The organism is uncultured Desulfosarcina sp., assembly GCF_963664155.2.
Lineage (GTDB): Bacteria > Desulfobacterota > Desulfobacteria > Desulfobacterales > Desulfosarcinaceae > Desulfosarcina.
Window position 1 is genome coordinate 4,935,847 of record NZ_CAXXXH010000001.1, and the last position, 16,172, is coordinate 4,952,018.

Genomic DNA, 16,172 nt, shown 5'->3' on the forward strand with positions numbered 1-16,172 from the left:
AATATCATGTTCGATATCGAAACATTGATGAATATTGGCTCAAAATAATTTAAGCTGAAAACCGAAATTTAGAATTTGAACCCTTAGTTAGAATTGTTTTGAATTCCATAAATTCGAAAATGAATTTTAATCATCAACACCTTCCTGCAATTGCAAAATCGTGAATCGCAAACGTGTCAAGAGGTCATCATAGGAAATTATATCAATGACGCTCTTATACTTTCGCTTTATTATTTCGAAATCATCTCGCTGAAAGGGGGAAAGCATATTTTCGCGCCCCATAATAATGATTCCCTTAGGATTAATTATCTTAAGTTGTAATCCTTTGGGTAATTCTTTTCTATAGCGTTCCGAAATTAGCTTCTCACCTCGATGTCCAATTTTGTTCAGATAGAAAATGTACTTTTCTAACTGCATGATGGTGCCGGATAGTTCCTTCATCGGAATATAGTTATCTCTGTATTGGATCTTCGAAACGATGCAATTTTCGAATGGTCGCTTAATTTCTATGATATCGATGTTTCCACATGAATCTACGAGCAAGATGTCAATATATCGATTTTTATCAATCTGATCCTTAACCTGCACATTTTTAAAGGCTTTTATGTACTTTGGGTAAAGCAGACGAATAATATCAAGGATTTCGTTCTGCCATTTATTCTCGCTATACGAAGAACATTCATTCTCTAACATACGTTCGAGTTTCTCAAGGAGCATCTCATACTTGGCGAGTTCGTTCGGTCGCACTGTATTGATTATATCACTGTCTGAAGGATAAATTTTTTTGTTCATGTATTTTTGAAATATAAGCTCTGTGTCGCTCGCAGTCTCAAAGTAGTCTCTCAAACATGCGCCAACTCGTGCTGAGGCATATTTAGTAAGTTCATAGCTGTTCGGAAACTTTTCGATCAGTTCTATGTAAGCGCTTTCAGGCATCGCATCCTCTCGATCTCCCCCTATATAAAGATTTTCTTTAACCAATTTGTCAATTTTTCTAAGGATTGATATATCGCGATACGCTATGAACAGGTCAGGTGTAATAGGCATGCTTCGATGTAGATAGAAGGTGTTTTCAGTAGCAACAATGTTGCTATTAATTTTAAAGTAAGAGTCGCTTAATAATTCACCAAAAATGAATACATATTCTTCATCTTCTTCGTGGTCATCGTACCATTCAGAATCAATTGTTTGAAGCAAGTCTTCAGCTTTTAGGTGAAAGCATCTTCTAATAGTTACAGGTTTCCCTTGGACAAAGCTTCGGGCCACCCATTGGGGCGCCCGTTCTGGGATGTATGACAGCAGCAAAAGATTCCCATTTACGACAAACTTAATCATGAATAAGTTTCCGAAATATCTATGATTTCAAGAATGCTTTTATGAATGCTTCTCCAATCGAGTCCAAGATTAAGTGTCCTTACTCGGATATTATGTCCACAGATCTTCCATGCCAAATCAACCTGATAACCATTGACCGGATAAAGAAGCAGACCTTCCGCAACTTTGTCCGGAAAATCTTTCATTTCCAAACTGCTAAGGTATGTGTGAATTTGATAGAGATTAGCAGAATTCACTTTAGGATTCCCACCACGATTAGATTTTAACGCATCTGCATAATATTTGGTATCTATAATCAAAGTTCGCTGGCCGGAACGGAGACTTATGTCCGTATACATAACTGGAAGGAATTTGAGATCATCGTGGCGCTCTTGGTCGATGGCCTCAGCTGGCCAATCCAAGCAATCAGCTTTTACACTATAGGTCGATTGTTCTTTTACAAGAAAGTTAAAGATGAACTGCTGAAAAATTTGCCACATTCGTTTTTTATCACTCAAAAAATCTATGAAACGGTAAGATCCTTTATGTTCGCTTGGCATTGTGTACGAGACAATTAGCTCGCAAACGTGTAGCAGGAATCGATAATAGCGGTTATTTTTGTGAAAAATCACATCGGAAAATACTGATGGTTTTAGTCGAATTTCTTCAATGCCTTGTAATCTCCGGTAGATTCCTCGAAGTTTTTCCTTTAACGAACTGTCAAGGTCTTCTGCGTAGAGAAGCCTCCGGATAGTGCTTTTGATAATCCGATTGTGCAAGACATCATGTATCAATTCATCGAATCTGCATCTCACCCGCCCTTTGTGTTGCAATCCATGCAGCACGGTATAGTTTAAATCAATTCGACCATGTATGAAACCAAGCGCTTCTTCTTGCTCCACGTATCCTCTGTCCAGTCCTTTTTTTAGGAGCCGACTTACTCCCCGATAAAGAACGCAAGCTAAAAGATCCAAGGCGTTATTGAATTCAGTGGATGCTATGTCACCCATCTCGCCTTCGTCAAAATGATTCCAGGCATAGCAGAGAAGATAATATATGTTTTCGATTGGAATCATCCAGCTATTGCCGTGAGTCTTTCCATCCAATCTTGGGCTACTTTTGGTTGGTCGAACCAGTATTCGCGAAGTAGCGGGGCAATCTCTGTATCAATGATACGCCGATACCCAGGTCCATCGAGAAGGGCGGTTTTTTCCAAGCAGAAATAGCTGTGACCTATTAAAAAGCCAGGACCTAAATTGTCGGTATCTGCTGCGATCTTGCGATTTAGTTCAAGAAAAGCTTCTGTGATTCTTTGACATAGTCCATCGCCGCATATTTCGGAGAGTCTCTGGTTTAGTTTGTCTTTACCATATGCAGGCACCAGATCGAAAAATGAGAAACGGCGTCTCAATGCGTAATCAACCATAGCAAGCGATCTGTCCGCAGTGTTCATAAGTCCAATGATATAGACGTTGGGGGGAACGTAGAAATCAATGTCACTTTCTTCCTGATATACAAGCGGAATCGCATATTGTGGAGAGCGTTTGTCGTTCTCGATAAGCATCATCAACTCACCAAGAATTTTTGAAAGATTGCCTCGATTGATTTCGTCTATGATGAAAACGTAGGGCCGATCATCATTTCGAGCTCTTTCGCAGAACTGATAAAATATACCATTTTTAAGCACAAACCCACCACTTAAATTCGGGCGTAAACCTTGGACAAAATCCTCATAGCTGTAGGATTGGTGAAATTGGACCATCCGCACCCTTCCCTCGTCTTTTTCAGCCATCAACGAAAAAGCGATGCGCTTAGATATATAGGTCTTACCCACGCCTGGCGGACCCTGTAAAATCACATTTCGCTTACTTTGCAGAAGATCAAGAATTCCTCGAAATATATTCTCATCCATGAAAAGATCTTTGACAGCATCTTCTATTAGATAAGGAGGTTTAATCGGGGGCAAGATTCCTTCTGTTAGTTCCCTGATCTCTATAAATTCATCGTCTGTTAATGAAAACAGAGTTCCCTGATTATTCAAGAGCGGCTCGCATTCTGAGAGTTGTTCGTCTTTTTTCAATTCCTCCCATTGAGGTTGCACATCAAATTGTTGAACTATCTCGCATTCGAAATATTCGTCCTCGTCTAAAGCTTTCGTTACATTAAGAAGAGTCGTAACCCGACGGATAGGCGAACTCACATAGGCAAGGATTTCGTCTCCAACGTCGATTTCTTCAAAGTATTTGAATATTCTACATTTAGTCCCACTCTCATTAATTGATACGAACCTCTCTCGATGTCCAATTGGTGCATTTGCTACGTCCCATCGAGACGGATTGCAATTGACCCACCAGTAGCGTTTTTTAGATGGGGGGGGGGTTGGTTCGCCAATAATTGACATCAATTTGGCTACATGATCTGGGTAAGGAGTCAGATTGGTCAGAGCTTTCATTGTAAGATTCATGCCTTGAGGCAGATTCCATATACCCTTCTTTTCCCATTTGACCTGTCGAACATGATGGTAATCGGTTCGAGTAGGGCGATATTCATAGCCACTCATAACAATGCCTACACCGATAATGGTACGCCGACCTTTCTTTGCAAGGATTGTATCTCCTGGCTTCACTTCTTTATACCACTGCCACATAGCCAAACTATCATTTCTGGGCTCTGTGCTTGGATTTTTTTCACGTTTTATTGCTGCTGAAATTTCCTCTCTGGTTTTGAATTTGTGGAGATCTGAAACTTCATTCCACCCTATAGCTGCGACGCCATCACTATAAAAATCGTCCCAATAAACAGCGCCTGCTCCAGGAGCGAATTCCCAAACGGTTTTTGTGTTATGTTTTTGTTGTATTCGTTTTCCCAACTCCTTTGTCTCATAAAGCCAACTGAAAAACTGATCCACTTCCAATCCAATAGGGACGTCGGTTCTCTTTCCCACTATTCTGCTATATGATTCGAAAATTGGTTGGATCGCTTGATTGAATCGCGCAAAACGACGGGCAGCATCATCGCCTCGCTGGAAACCAGGATCAATCCCCAGATATTCCGCAGCTTCTTCATCGCGCTTGTTAAAGAATACATGGTTATCGGCATAGAGTTGTCCAAAAAACTCACCGACCGAGCTTGCACCGAGATATTTACTTGTTGCCGAATCATCTGTTAAAAACCAACGCATCCGTTCTTCAACGCTGCCCTCGCCGTGTGCTATTTTGAGAAAGCTGTCACGGTATTGTTGGATGGGGTAGTTTTCATTGCCGAATGCGCGTGCTCTTGCCAATGCGTTTGTACCCAGTGAATGGATATGATCACCGAGTTTCTGTATTTCAGACCATTCAGCATTTTTTAAATTTTCTGATTTAAAGAAATTGTTAATAAACTTCCAATAGCTAACCACGAACGTACGTTTTGCGAACCATTCGTTAGCGATATCGGCAAACTCAAGAAGCAGTTCGTCGAGATCTTCAGGATTTATCTGGTCTAATGATTGATCATCCATGGATTTGGTTCGTGCTAAAAAAGTTTGGAACGAAGGATACTGTTTCAAAAAGTTAGTATCTATATTTTCAATCCCTGATTTAATGACGCGCTTTCCTTCATCGGTGATCCGCATTTGTCCGCGTTTGGGATACTCTATAAGGCCAGCTTGTTTAAGATATGTCTTTGCCCATGCAACACGATTCTCAAATACACCTTGCCGTTGACTTGGGAGCAGTTGAGCTATTTCATCCAGTGTCAGTTCAAACTGTTCCGATAAGGTTTCTATAGCTCCTTTCAGTGAAAAGGTTTGTCCTTTGACCAAAATTTTCAGAAGTGGCAGCATGCAAGATTGATAACTTGGTATCGGCATTAAAATTTACCTCAGATTTGATAAATTAAATAATCCTATCTCTAATTTTATCGATCCACCCGCTCCTTCAATTCCTTCCCCGCCTTAAAAAATGGCAGCTTCTTCGGTTTAATCTTGACCCGTTCCCCAGTTTTTGGATTGCGCCCAGTGTAGGCACCGTATTCCTTTACAAAAAACGAGCACAATCCCCGGATCTCCACTCGTCCTCCATTTGCAAGCTCTTCGGCCATTCCATTGAAAAAGGTGTCCACAACAGTGGCCGCCTCGGGTTTGGTCAGGTCGGTGGCGTCCTTTAATGCCTGGATCAGTTGGAGCTTGTTCATGTGATCGGCGCTCCTAATTGTGGGTCTGTATGGGGATGGAGAGTGGGGATCTTGGGTAGGATAGACCTGAAGGTGGAATTATGTCAAGAAATTGATTGGTTATCTGCAAAAGCGACAGTAAGGCAGTGAGGCCGCTGAATTAAATGTGATTTTCCTGTCTGATGTTGACACTAACCACGCCAAACCATAAGATCGCAATAACCGTTCGTAAGTGGGTTAGATTGATGGGCAGCGGAATGGTGCTAAAAATTTCCGCTGAAAAAGGAGGATTGTGCATGGCTGCAACATGGTATGATTTGTTAGCTGCAGCAATAGGAGGAGGTGTAATATCTACCGCAATCGAACATTTATACCTCTTTTATGTTAGAAAATCAGACGCTGACCGAACAGCAAAGGAAATAATCGACAAGCATCTTGAGTCAATACTAAAATCTGCCGACGATTTGGTTGGTAAAATTTTGAGTTTGGCAAAAAGAGATTTCAAGGAATTAATCGACAAAAAATCTTCGAATGATGATTTTATTTCACAACAACCTTTGTTGACACTAATGTATTTATTTGCTCAATTTTGGTCTCGAATTCAAATTTTAAAAATAGAAAGCCAGTTCGTTAATTTACGATCAGACGAAAGAGGAAGAAAACTTTTTGAATTTATAAAAACACTGGATGGAAAAAGGACAAGCATAATTGAGAGATCTTGGCAAAGAGGTATCGGAGAGTCGATAATATGTAGAGACAGTGATGACTTAAGACAACTGACGTTTTATGAATTTGTCGAATCATATCTATATTCAAAAGACTTACAAAAGTGGTATATTCCTCTGAAAGATATACTGGAAGACCTGATAGATAAATCGAAGAGACAAAGAGTTTTAGTGTACGGAGTTGTTCTTCACGCGCTAATCGACACTTTAGACGAAAAGCATCTTATAACGAAGGAACGGCCGAGTTGGCCAAATAAATTATCCTTTAAAAGTCGACGAGATTTGCAGGAACGCGTGTTTAAGGTATATCTGAATTTTGTTGAAAAGCCGGAACGTTATTTTGCAGTAGCCCACAAAAAAATGTAGCGCACGCGGGAGTTACCTCCAAGGAGATATTACGTCCGTTGTGCGCTGACTCTCTGGGTTAAGTTCTGGAGTACAACCATTTCCAGATAATTGAAAAAATACTAAGAAATAATTTTCTTGTCAAGCACATTATTATAACCTGTAGAATCAATTGTACATTGAATCCCCAAATTGTTATATTTTTCACACCTCCCTTAACCAGATTATGTCCATAGTATTCCTTCAAGAAAAACGAACACAATCCCCTGATTTCAACACGGCCTCCTTTGGCCAGGGCATCGGCCATTCCACCAAAAAGATGTCAGCAACGGCGGCAGCTTCAGTTCTGGAAAGTTCGGTGGCGTCTTTCAATGCCTGGACCAACTCAAGCTTGTTCATGCGGTCGGTGCTCCTGGTTGTGGGTCTGCGTGGAAAATGGAGAGAGGGAATCTGCAAAAACGTAGATCCTTAAAATTTATACGGTTCTCTATGAAGCTCCAGTTTGATTGGTTGTGACCGGATCTGTCACAGCCACGTGGTAACGTGGCCTTATAACCCAAAACAGGAGGCCACTATGACTGATTTTACCATTGCAGAGGATTTCCCAAAATCTGAAATCGAATTCGATCAACGTTTTTCACAACCGGATGCCTGTTTCGATTATCTGTTCCAACAAAAATGGCCCGATGGCTTTGTGTGCAAAAAATGTGGCCACACACGGTACTGGTTGAGTTCAAGAAACCTGTATATTTGCACCCAATGCGAACATCAACACTCCTTAACGGCCGGCACAATTATGGACAGTTCCAAAAAACCGATCACCTACTGGTTTAAAGCCATGTGGTGGTTCACGACCCGCAAATCAGGCATCAATGCCACGAACCTTAAGGAACTGCTGGGCTTCGGCAGTTACGGCACCGCCTGGACCTGGCTTCAAAAGCTCCGGCGCTGCACCATTCGTAAGGAGCGTGAAAAGCTTTCCGGCCGCGTCGAGGTCGATGAGTTTTTCATCGGCGGCCAACGCCCAGGCAAACGGGGACGGGGGGCTGAAGGCAAATCCATTGTTGCGATTGCCGTGGAACGGTGAGACATCGAAAAACGAATGGGTCGCATTCGTTTGCATGTCGCCCTGGATTGCTCGGGATTTTCTTTGGAAACCTTCATCCTCGACAATATCGAGCCCGGTTCGACCATCGCTACGGACGATTGGCAAGGCTATAACATCATTGGTAAAGAGCAGTATCGACACGAAATAACGAACCAAAGCAAAAGCAGGGATTTCGAAAAACTATATGGTGTCCATCTGGTGACGACCCTGATCAAACGACTGGTCAGAGGAACTTACCAGGGGCGATTCGAACCGAAATACCTTCAAAACTATCTTGACGAGTATGTGTTCCGATTCAATCGCCGCAAATCGAGAAACATCGGCAAAAAGTTCATGCGTATCGTTCAACAGGCGCTGAAGACACCCCCCATATCCTGGCCAGAGGTTCCGTGGGATATTGACCCCATCTCTGAGTATTTCGTGACAACTGGAGCTTCATAGAGAACCGTAAAAATTTATTAGTCAAGATTCTATTTGTTTAGGAAACGAAAGAGCCTGTACGGCTAAACCAGTCCATTTTGAGCCATAGCATAAAAGCAGTTGAATTCCACCAATTGCCCTGCTAACTAACCATATAATTCCCTTATTCATTCAGTGCGTTTTCCCATTTATATCACATTTGAGGCGGCAAAATGCCGATATCTTTAAGTCTGTGGCAATGTATCTTGTTAAGATTCTATTAGAAACGAGCGGATCGGGGGTATATTGATGGCGGTTGTCGCTTCTGATAAGCTCGGGTTGATTAAAGATAACTTGGGGCATGTTTTCACCTATCTTGAAAACCTTGAGCGATTAGACAGGAAACCCATATTCGATATCAACAGTCATAAAGCAATGGCTGTGTACGAACACCAGTTTGTTAGTTTACCAGGTGTTGATTACTGGTCTGATGAAAACCCTGCGGAAGCCTGGTTTCGTATAAATCGTTTGCATCCAACATTGCCACCAACCCCACCTGATGTCTTAACCGATTGGATAGATCTTAAAAAAGACCCTAACAGGGAACCAATTTTAAAACTAACAATTGTTGTGCTTGCATCCAGCTCAGCTGCTGAAAAAGAAGTTTTTGACCCACAAAATGGCAATTCAACTATCGTGTTGAATCTGGATGACGCTCCAGAGGTTCAAGATGCCTTCGATCAATACGTTGAAAATCAGTGGGTGCCGTGGTCTGAAAAGGAGAAACTGAGAAGATTTACCATCGGTTTGTACGAGGACTTGTTTCGATTTCAGCACCACAGCACTGAGCAAGTGCTCGAACTTGTTGTTGGTATGGGAATTTTGCGTTGGAAGGCCCCTGGTGCAAATATCAATTACCCCCTTATAACAAAGTCAGTCGAAGCAGTTCTTGACCCGGAATCAAAGATCATAACAATTTACCCTACGAATAGAGCGCCAAAATCTGAAATTGAATACCTCCAAAAATTTGATGTTTCCAATATAGCTGATCTTGAAGAGCATGTAGATGATTTATTGATGGATATGGACACGGAAATCAATCCGTTTATTCCAGAGTCCTTTAAGTCCATCCTCCACTATTTATCGGCGAATATAAGCAGTAAGGGCGTTTTTTACCCGGACATAAACAAAGATCGCAATGATCGCAGCCTTCCAATGGCAGAGCCGAACCCGGTTATGACGGATACCTGGGTCCTGTTCATTCGGCAGCGAAAAACCAATTTTATTGCCGAAGATATTAAGCGGATCAGGTCGTCAATTGACAGTGCCGAGTCGTTACCTGCAAGCTGCGGTATATTGGTTACGGAGCCCGATGATGTAATCATCGAGCGGCAGAAAATAAATTATCGAGGCATTTCATCGTTGGGTTTTGAGTCTTGGGCCAGTGGCACTGGTGTCAATGACGCTGAGAATTTATATTTCCCCAAACCCTTTAACCAAGAGCAGGTTTCAATCGCAGAACGACTTGAACAGGCAGATGGAATGGTTGTCCAAGGGCCTCCAGGTACCGGTAAGACACATACCATTGCCAACATAATAAGCCATTTTCTCGCTAACGGTAAAAGAGTGCTTGTCACCTCTCAAAAAGAGGCACAGCTTGCCGTTTTAAGAGATCACATTCCGCAAGAATTAAGAGATCTGACAATTGGTTTGCTCACAAGCGACAGGGAGGGTCTGAAGCTTCTTGAGCAATCGGTGCGTCGTATCGCATCGGAGGTTAGCAATCTCAATTTATCAGCACTGGAATTGGAAATCGCCCATTTTAAAGATCGGGTCGATTTGCTTTATGAACGCATTGCCACAATAGATGCCAAAATCAAGAGGCTTGCTAAAAACCAACTGGATAGGGTGCCATTTCTGAAGGAAGAAATTCAACCGAAAGATTTGGCTGTTCGGATCGTTGAAGGAAAAGAACAATATGGTTGGTTTCCAGATGTCCTCGGACCTGATGATAAATTTGCACCGCGTTTTGATGCTGACAGTATTTCCAAGCTGCAAAAAGCCCGGAAAAATCTAAGTGCCAACATTATTTATCTTTCCCACAAGTATCCGGAGCCAGATGTTTTGATGTCAACTGATGAGATCTCATATGTGCATCAAAACCTCGTACAAGCCTCTCATGTAGCCGACAGTATAAAAAATAGCAGAATACCGGAGCTTACCATAGTTTCATCTGACAATATGAAACGCCTTGAAAGCGCATTAAACAGGGCCATCAAGGCAGAAATTGTGATCTCCGATTCGTTTGATCATCCATGGTGTCAAAGCGTACAACAATTATGGCGGAAAAGCATTGCTGGGGATGATGATATTCCAGTTTGCGCGTCTTTGACCAAACTGATCAAAGATTTTAAAGTCATTGATCAAAAACGATCGGAATTCCTTGATACGCCCATTGAAATACCAGACGATGCTGAATTAGACGAAAAGTTTGCAACCGCCGTAAAACAAAAAGCCGAATCGAAGCGATCAATCTTTGGAATGATCGGCAAGAAAGATACAAAAATTAAGCTTTCACAGGTAAAAATTGAAGGCGTCGTGCCGTCTACAGCTGAACATTGGTGTAAAATCGAGGAATACATTGGCTTGTTGCAGGACATCAGAAAAATCGTCACACGGTGGAATGGTCTTAAGGATGAATTTAACGGACCTGAAGCAAATGATGTCGGGATTGCAGCCGTTTCCTTTCTTAAAGGAGTCTGTCAAAAAATATCAAATCTTAGAGTCATCGAGAAAGACTTTTATCCGAACTATTTTGAAACGCTTGAATCGTTGTTTCCCGGCAGCTTTAATCCGCATTCTTTGAAAAACGATCTGTTTGAATTTCAGCATTCAGTTACGGTGCTAAAGGTCCACAAAAAACTCAATGCATTAAAGGCTGCACAAAATGACAAAAACTTACAACTTCAACGTTTAAGTCCATTTACTGGTCCAGTCGTTAAGGAGATTATTAGATTTCTCACCACAGATCTTGGAAATGGAGATATCCCCAACGATGAGATTGTCACGAAATGGGCATCATTCCAAACGGTGCTTGAGACTTTGGCGAATCTGAAAGACGATTTTCAAACGGTTGCCGAAGTATCAAGTTTGATTGAAGATTCAGGGGCTGTTAGGTGGGCTAAACAGTTAAGAAGTGAGCCTTATGATGGATCTGAAATTAATCGCATTCCAAATGACTGGAAACAGGCGTGGGATTGGGCAAGAAGTGTCAGCTACCTGAAACAAATTGATGGCAGGGACCAATTTAGGAAACTGTCAACTGAACGAATTCAGGCTGAGTCTGACTTATCAAAAGCCAATTTGAAGCTGGTCGAGTTGCTTACCTGGGCGCAGCTTAAGAATAACATAACTGGCAAGGTAAGCGCAGCTTTGAGAAATTACCTCACTGCACTGCAAAAAATCGGCAAAGGCACTGGAATCCGTTCGGTGAGATTCCGTGAAGATGCCAGAAAAGCCATGAAGGTCGCTAACCAGGCAATTCCATGCTGGATTATGCCACACTGGAGAGTTTCCGAAAGCCTTCCACCCGAGATTGGCTCATTCGATTTAGTGATCATTGACGAGGCATCACAAAGCGATGCATACGCATTGCCATCGCTCATCCGCGGGCAAAAAATCCTGGTGGTAGGTGATGATAAACAGGTTAGCCCATCAGATGTTGCCCGGAAAGAAGCTGATATTCTGTATTTACGCGATAAACACCTGAAGGCGCTACCCTATGGTCATCTGTTTTTACCGGGCAGCTCAATTTATGATCTATGCAATACTGTTTTTGCAACCGATGTGATCCGTTTGCGGGAACATTTCAGGTGTGTTGAACCGATCATTCAATTTTCCAACAAACAGTTTTACGAGGGGGAGCTAAGGCCCATAAGGATTCCGAAGCCCTCTGAGCGACTTGATCCGCCGCTTATCGATATTTACATCCCTGGCGGCTACCGTGAGGGAAGGTCTAAAATCAACAAGCCTGAAGCAAGGGCAATAGTTGCTGAAATTGAAAGGGTCACCAGTGATAAACGATTTGAAAAACGGTCGATTGGAGTGGTTTCCCTCCTTGGATTTGAACAGGCACAACACATCCAAAATTTACTTCTTTCTGAACTCGGGGAAGACAAAATATTGGATCACAGGATCCAGTGTGGTGATGCCAAGTTTTTTCAGGGCAAGGAAGCCGACATTGTCATGATCAGCATGGTGGCAGCTGGAAGGATTCAGGCGCAAACAGGCAGAATTTACGAACAGCGCTTTAATGTTGCGGCCTCTCGCGCAAGGGACCGCCTTTACGTATTTCGCAGTTTTGAGCGAACGGATATTACCGAAAACGATCTTCGGGCTCGTTTGGTTGATCATTTTACAAACCCATCATTGCAGGGCTGCGAAGAAATTAAAGAACTTCGGGACCTTTGTGAGTCGGACTTTGAAAGGGATGTCTTTGATGAACTGACGGGCCGCGGTTATCGTGTCAGGCCACAGGTACATGTTGGCAATTACAGAATCGATCTGGTTGTTGAGGGCCTTGATGATGCAAGGCTTGCCGTGGAGCTTGATGGTGACAAGTACCATGGTATTGAGCGCTGGCTTGAGGACATATCGCGTCAGAGAACGCTTGAACGCATGGGTTGGATATTTTGGCGGTGTTGGGGGTCAAATTATATCTCCGACAAGGATGAATGCCTGAATGACCTGATCACAAAGCTGGATTCCCTAAAAATCGATCCCATCGGTTTTAAAACAACTGAGGTATGTGGAGTTTCTGATCATCGGATTGTTGGTGAAATTGATACTGAGGTTTTCGAGGAGGAGGTCGAGTCCTATGTTGTCGAAGAACCTGAGTGTTAGCGGCGGTCTGAAAATGTTCTATTTTTGGCGATTTCAAATTGCATGATCCAACCAATGAGGATTTCAGTTGCCGGAACCCATTTCGAGTGAGCCCGGCTACGTTTTTACACAACCATCATAATTCGATTTGTTCCTTCATCCGGAAGCTTTTTCCTTGGATGAGAACGGTTTCGGCATGGTGCAGCAATCTGTCGAGAATGGCCGACGTAAGCGTGCTGTCGTTGTTGAAGATTTCCGGCCAGTCCTTGTAGGCGCGGTTGGACGTGATTACTAAGGCGCCCTGTTCATAGCGCTGACTGATAACCTGGAACAAAAGGTCGGCTCCGGCCTTGTCGATGGGTAAAAAGCCCAGTTCGTCGAGGATCAACAGTGATGGGCGAGTATATTTTTTCAGTTCCTGTTTCATTCTTCCCGCCGCCTGGGCCGCGGAAAGCGTGTTGATCACATCGATGGCGGTGGCAAACAGCACCGTATATCCTTTGAGGCAGGCCTCGTAGCCCAAGGCGGACGCCAAATGGGTTTTGCCGAGTCCCACGCCACCCAAGAAAATGACATTGGCCGACTGCTTGACAAACTGCAACCGGAACAGTTGCTGAACCTGAAGGCGGTTGATTTTTTTTGGCCATGTCCAATTGAACTGATCCAGCGTTTTAATCACCGGAAAGCGTGCCTGGTTGATGCGACGTTTGGTGGAACGATCTTTTCGCAACGCCGCTTCGCCGTCGGCCAGTTTCTCCAGATAGTCTTCGTGCGACCAACTGTTTTTGGCGGCTTTTTGGGCCAGCGGATGATGGTGCTCACGCATAAACGGCAATTTCAGGTATTTGAGGTTGAGTTCAAGGGGAGGGTCCGGCAGTTGCGTGTCAGTCATGGTCTCTCCTTTTGGTAGATGCTCAAATCGGGCGATTCCACCGTCAAGTCCAACAGATCTTCACGGCGGGTCAGATGCAAAGCGCCGGGTTTTGGCAGACAACGTGTGTGCTGTTCGAGCAGGTTGGCAATATACTCACAGGAGAACGCCTGGAAGGTAAAAGCGTCTTCCAACGCTCTGGCGACGGCTTCTGGGCTGTAGATTTCGCTTAGGGCGACGATTTTCTGCACATGATGATAGGGGTTCATGCGACGCTGTTCGAGCTTTTGATAGTATAGCGCGGATTGGGGCGACAAGGAGAGAAAGCGCATCACGATTTTCTGTTCACGGGCCTTCTTGCGCCAGAGCAAAAGCTGTTTGGGGTGATCCGGATCTTCGATGTCCAGATGGCGGTCATAGCTGCGAGCGTGGCGGGCAATCAGCTTGTTGTCATAATAAAGGCAAATCCGATCGGGATAGGTTTTCAACGTCAGTTGTCGGCCGGCATACTCGGCCGGCACCGAGTAGCGGTTGGCATCGAGTGCCACGCGGAACTGGCTCGATGCCCGGACCTGGGAGACGGTGGCGATGTCGAACCGGTGATGGGGCAACGGATTGAGATAGGCCCGCTCATTTTCGAAACGCACAATCGGCTGCTCGCGGGTCTCGCCGTGGATGCGCACGTTGGCCACCGTGTCGAGCCAGTGCCGGGCTGCCGGATGAATCGCGGTAAAATCGGAGATATCCAATCCGGCCAACAGGTTCTTTTTTACATAGCCGACACCGTTTTCCACACGCCCTTTTTCATTGCCCTTGCCCACATTGCAGGCCGCGATGGTAAAACCGTAATGATTGGCAAAGTCCAGGTATTTGGGGTTGAACACCGGCGCCGTTCCCACAATGCGCTTGAGCACGGCACTTTTAAGATTGTCGACCATGATTCGTTGGGGAACCCTGCCGAAGAACTCAAAGGCGTTTTGATGACATCCCAAAAAATGCTCCATGGTTTGGGAGACGGTAAACTCGACATACATCATACGGCTGTAGCAAAGGACCATGACAAAAAAGCTCAGTCGTCTGCGGGTGGAACCGACATTAACCGCACCAAAGGAACCCCAGTCCACCTGGGCACACTCCCCCGGAGCAAACGACAAGGTGAGAAAGGCGCGGGTCTTCGGCGGTCTGACCTTGCGGACATACTCCTTGACGATGGAATACCCGCCCTTAAAGCCCTGCTCACGCAGGCGTTGAAGAAGCTGGATTGCCGTGTAGGGATGGGCTTGGAGCAGACGGACAATATCGCTTTTGAAAGGATCGAGCTTACTGGCTCGCGGGGAACTTTGTCTGGGTCTGAACCGCGTTTGGTCGAGCCATTTTTTGACTGTTCTCACGTCCATGGCCAGTTCCCGGGCGATCTGTCGGGCGGTCAACCCGTCGTGTTGGTTCAGATGCCTGATTTTGCTGAAAAGGGCGTAATCGATCATTGTCTGCCCTCCCCGAGGTGCTTGAAAATCTGTTCAACGGATTGGAGGGTGCCGGTCTGCCTGATTGGTTCGGCATCGATGGCCAGGACCTGATACAACGGATTTCGATAGGCAATCAGGCCGATGTCGACCAGTTCGTCCCGGGTCCGGACCGAGGTGTGCTCATCCATGGCCAGACGCTGGGCCAGGGTTCGGGCAGAGTAATAGCTCATCCCCCTGGCATCGGCTACGGTGACCAGAAACAGGTACAGCGCCGCAGCAGCATGGGTACAGCGATCAATATAGTGGTCGCTGACCAGGCGGTGATCGAGCCAACTGAACCGTTTGGGTGTTCTACGGATACGGTCGGGGCAAATGGGTTGTTTGGCTACCATGGCGGCCTCCTTCACATTGGGGGTTAAGGATATCGTTGCCGAATTGTTGCATGCGACGGGCGGCCATGACGATGTCATCTTGTAACGCATACCCGGTTAATTGGGCAATAATGCCAATTAATACGGAAGGTTGTCGCGTTAAGAGATCTTGTAACGCATTGTCTGCAAAATCGGTATTATTATCAATTGTTTCAAGAGTTTGTTGGATCAAGGGATCTTGTAACGCATCGGAGGTGATTTTTGGTTTTCGGAGCCAGTAGCCAGGGTTGTCGTCTCGCCAGCGTTGGACCCGTTGCACATTCTCCGGCCCGCTAAAGTAATCGCGGTTGTCTGGTTTTTGGAGCCATCGCCTCTGACTGGCAGCCTTGCTGGCCTTGCGGCATTCAGGTTGGCGGCAGTAGCGTTGTCTATCTCTATTTCGAGGATCGGGAACGAATAAGATATGGCAATGACAACATTTTTTACGCTTAATCCCTGGCATCGGTCGCAGCCCTCCTGCGTACCAATGATACAGGA

The 16,172-nt window shown here is 44.6% G+C and carries 11 protein-coding genes and 1 pseudogene; 3 read left to right on the top strand and 9 right to left on the bottom strand.

Translation table 11 applies throughout. From position 1 onward, the window contains the following. Positions 1-126: 126 nt before the first annotated feature. Genes ACHZBS_RS22515 through ACHZBS_RS22530 form a run of 4 tightly spaced genes read right to left on the bottom strand, consistent with a single transcriptional unit; the run spans position 127 to position 5,490 of the window. Positions 127-1,335, bottom strand: coding sequence for a Shedu immune nuclease family protein (locus ACHZBS_RS22515; RefSeq protein WP_319408743.1), 1,209 nt, complete (start codon positions 1,333-1,335; stop codon positions 127-129). Beyond that, positions 1,332-2,390, bottom strand: a complete 1,059-nt coding sequence (gene mcrC / locus ACHZBS_RS22520) for a 5-methylcytosine-specific restriction endonuclease system specificity protein McrC (protein WP_319408744.1) — start codon at positions 2,388-2,390, stop codon at positions 1,332-1,334. Before mcrC ends, ACHZBS_RS22515 begins: the two co-directional genes overlap by 4 nt. Then, positions 2,387-5,167: a winged helix-turn-helix domain-containing protein gene (locus ACHZBS_RS22525; RefSeq protein ID WP_319408745.1), complete on the bottom strand. Its 2,781-nt coding sequence runs from the start codon at positions 5,165-5,167 to the stop codon at positions 2,387-2,389. The genes mcrC and ACHZBS_RS22525 overlap by 4 nt, the downstream gene beginning before the upstream one ends. A 47-nt stretch (positions 5,168-5,214) precedes the next feature. Beyond that, positions 5,215-5,490, bottom strand: a complete 276-nt coding sequence (locus ACHZBS_RS22530; RefSeq protein WP_319408746.1) for an HU family DNA-binding protein — start codon at positions 5,488-5,490, stop codon at positions 5,215-5,217. Positions 5,491-5,765: 275 nt separating this feature from the next. On the opposite strand from ACHZBS_RS22530, the gene ACHZBS_RS22535 reads away from it, so the two are divergent. Next, positions 5,766-6,560, top strand: coding sequence for a hypothetical protein (locus tag ACHZBS_RS22535; RefSeq protein WP_319408747.1), 795 nt, complete (start codon positions 5,766-5,768; stop codon positions 6,558-6,560). A 222-nt stretch (positions 6,561-6,782) separates the two neighbouring features. Here ACHZBS_RS22535 and ACHZBS_RS22540 read toward each other — a convergent pair whose 3' ends face one another. After that, positions 6,783-6,938: a hypothetical protein gene (locus ACHZBS_RS22540; RefSeq protein WP_319408748.1), complete on the bottom strand. Its 156-nt coding sequence runs from the start codon at positions 6,936-6,938 to the stop codon at positions 6,783-6,785. A gap of 175 nt (positions 6,939-7,113) precedes the next feature. Here ACHZBS_RS22540 and ACHZBS_RS22545 point away from each other — a divergent pair. Then, positions 7,114-8,088 (top strand): annotated as a pseudogene (locus tag ACHZBS_RS22545) (IS1595 family transposase). A gap of 267 nt (positions 8,089-8,355) precedes the next feature. After that, a complete protein-coding gene (locus ACHZBS_RS22550) occupies positions 8,356-12,948 on the top strand; it encodes an AAA domain-containing protein (protein WP_319408749.1) in 4,593 nt (1,530 codons plus the stop codon). A 115-nt stretch (positions 12,949-13,063) separates the two neighbouring features. On the opposite strand, the gene istB is transcribed toward ACHZBS_RS22550, so the two are convergent. From istB to ACHZBS_RS22570, 4 genes are read right to left on the bottom strand one after another with little or no spacing between them, the layout of a single operon-like run. Beyond that, entirely contained in the window at positions 13,064-13,819 is a 756-nt protein-coding gene (gene istB / locus ACHZBS_RS22555; protein WP_319404673.1) for an IS21-like element helper ATPase IstB, read from the bottom strand. After that, positions 13,816-15,282: an IS21 family transposase gene (gene istA / locus ACHZBS_RS22560; RefSeq protein WP_319404672.1), complete on the bottom strand. Its 1,467-nt coding sequence runs from the start codon at positions 15,280-15,282 to the stop codon at positions 13,816-13,818. The genes istB and istA overlap by 4 nt, the downstream gene beginning before the upstream one ends. Further along, positions 15,279-15,656, bottom strand: a complete 378-nt coding sequence (locus tag ACHZBS_RS22565) for a helix-turn-helix domain-containing protein (protein WP_319404671.1) — start codon at positions 15,654-15,656, stop codon at positions 15,279-15,281. Before ACHZBS_RS22565 ends, istA begins: the two co-directional genes overlap by 4 nt. Further along, entirely contained in the window at positions 15,616-16,137 is a 522-nt protein-coding gene (locus tag ACHZBS_RS22570) for a hypothetical protein (protein WP_319404670.1), read from the bottom strand. The genes ACHZBS_RS22565 and ACHZBS_RS22570 overlap by 41 nt, the downstream gene beginning before the upstream one ends. Positions 16,138-16,172: the final 35 nt, after the last annotated feature.

Excerpts from the sequence above, each read along its gene's own strand:
- istB (WP_319404673.1), bottom strand. The coding sequence starts at position 13,819 with ATGACTGACACGCAACTGCCGGACCCTCCCCTTGAACTCAACCTCAAA.
- istA (WP_319404672.1), bottom strand. The coding sequence starts at position 15,282 with ATGATCGATTACGCCCTTTTCAGCAAAATCAGGCATCTGAACCAACAC.
- ACHZBS_RS22535 (WP_319408747.1), top strand. The coding sequence starts at position 5,766 with ATGGCTGCAACATGGTATGATTTGTTAGCTGCAGCAATAGGAGGAGGT.
- mcrC (WP_319408744.1), bottom strand. The coding sequence starts at position 2,390 with ATGATTCCAATCGAAAACATATATTATCTTCTCTGCTATGCCTGGAAT.
- ACHZBS_RS22565 (WP_319404671.1), bottom strand. The coding sequence starts at position 15,656 with ATGGTAGCCAAACAACCCATTTGCCCCGACCGTATCCGTAGAACACCC.
- ACHZBS_RS22525 (WP_319408745.1), bottom strand. The coding sequence starts at position 5,167 with ATGCCGATACCAAGTTATCAATCTTGCATGCTGCCACTTCTGAAAATT.
- ACHZBS_RS22515 (WP_319408743.1), bottom strand. The coding sequence starts at position 1,335 with ATGATTAAGTTTGTCGTAAATGGGAATCTTTTGCTGCTGTCATACATC.
- ACHZBS_RS22550 (WP_319408749.1), top strand. The coding sequence starts at position 8,356 with ATGGCGGTTGTCGCTTCTGATAAGCTCGGGTTGATTAAAGATAACTTG.
- ACHZBS_RS22540 (WP_319408748.1), bottom strand. The coding sequence starts at position 6,938 with ATGAACAAGCTTGAGTTGGTCCAGGCATTGAAAGACGCCACCGAACTT.
- ACHZBS_RS22530 (WP_319408746.1), bottom strand. The coding sequence starts at position 5,490 with ATGAACAAGCTCCAACTGATCCAGGCATTAAAGGACGCCACCGACCTG.
- ACHZBS_RS22570 (WP_319404670.1), bottom strand. The coding sequence starts at position 16,137 with ATGCCAGGGATTAAGCGTAAAAAATGTTGTCATTGCCATATCTTATTC.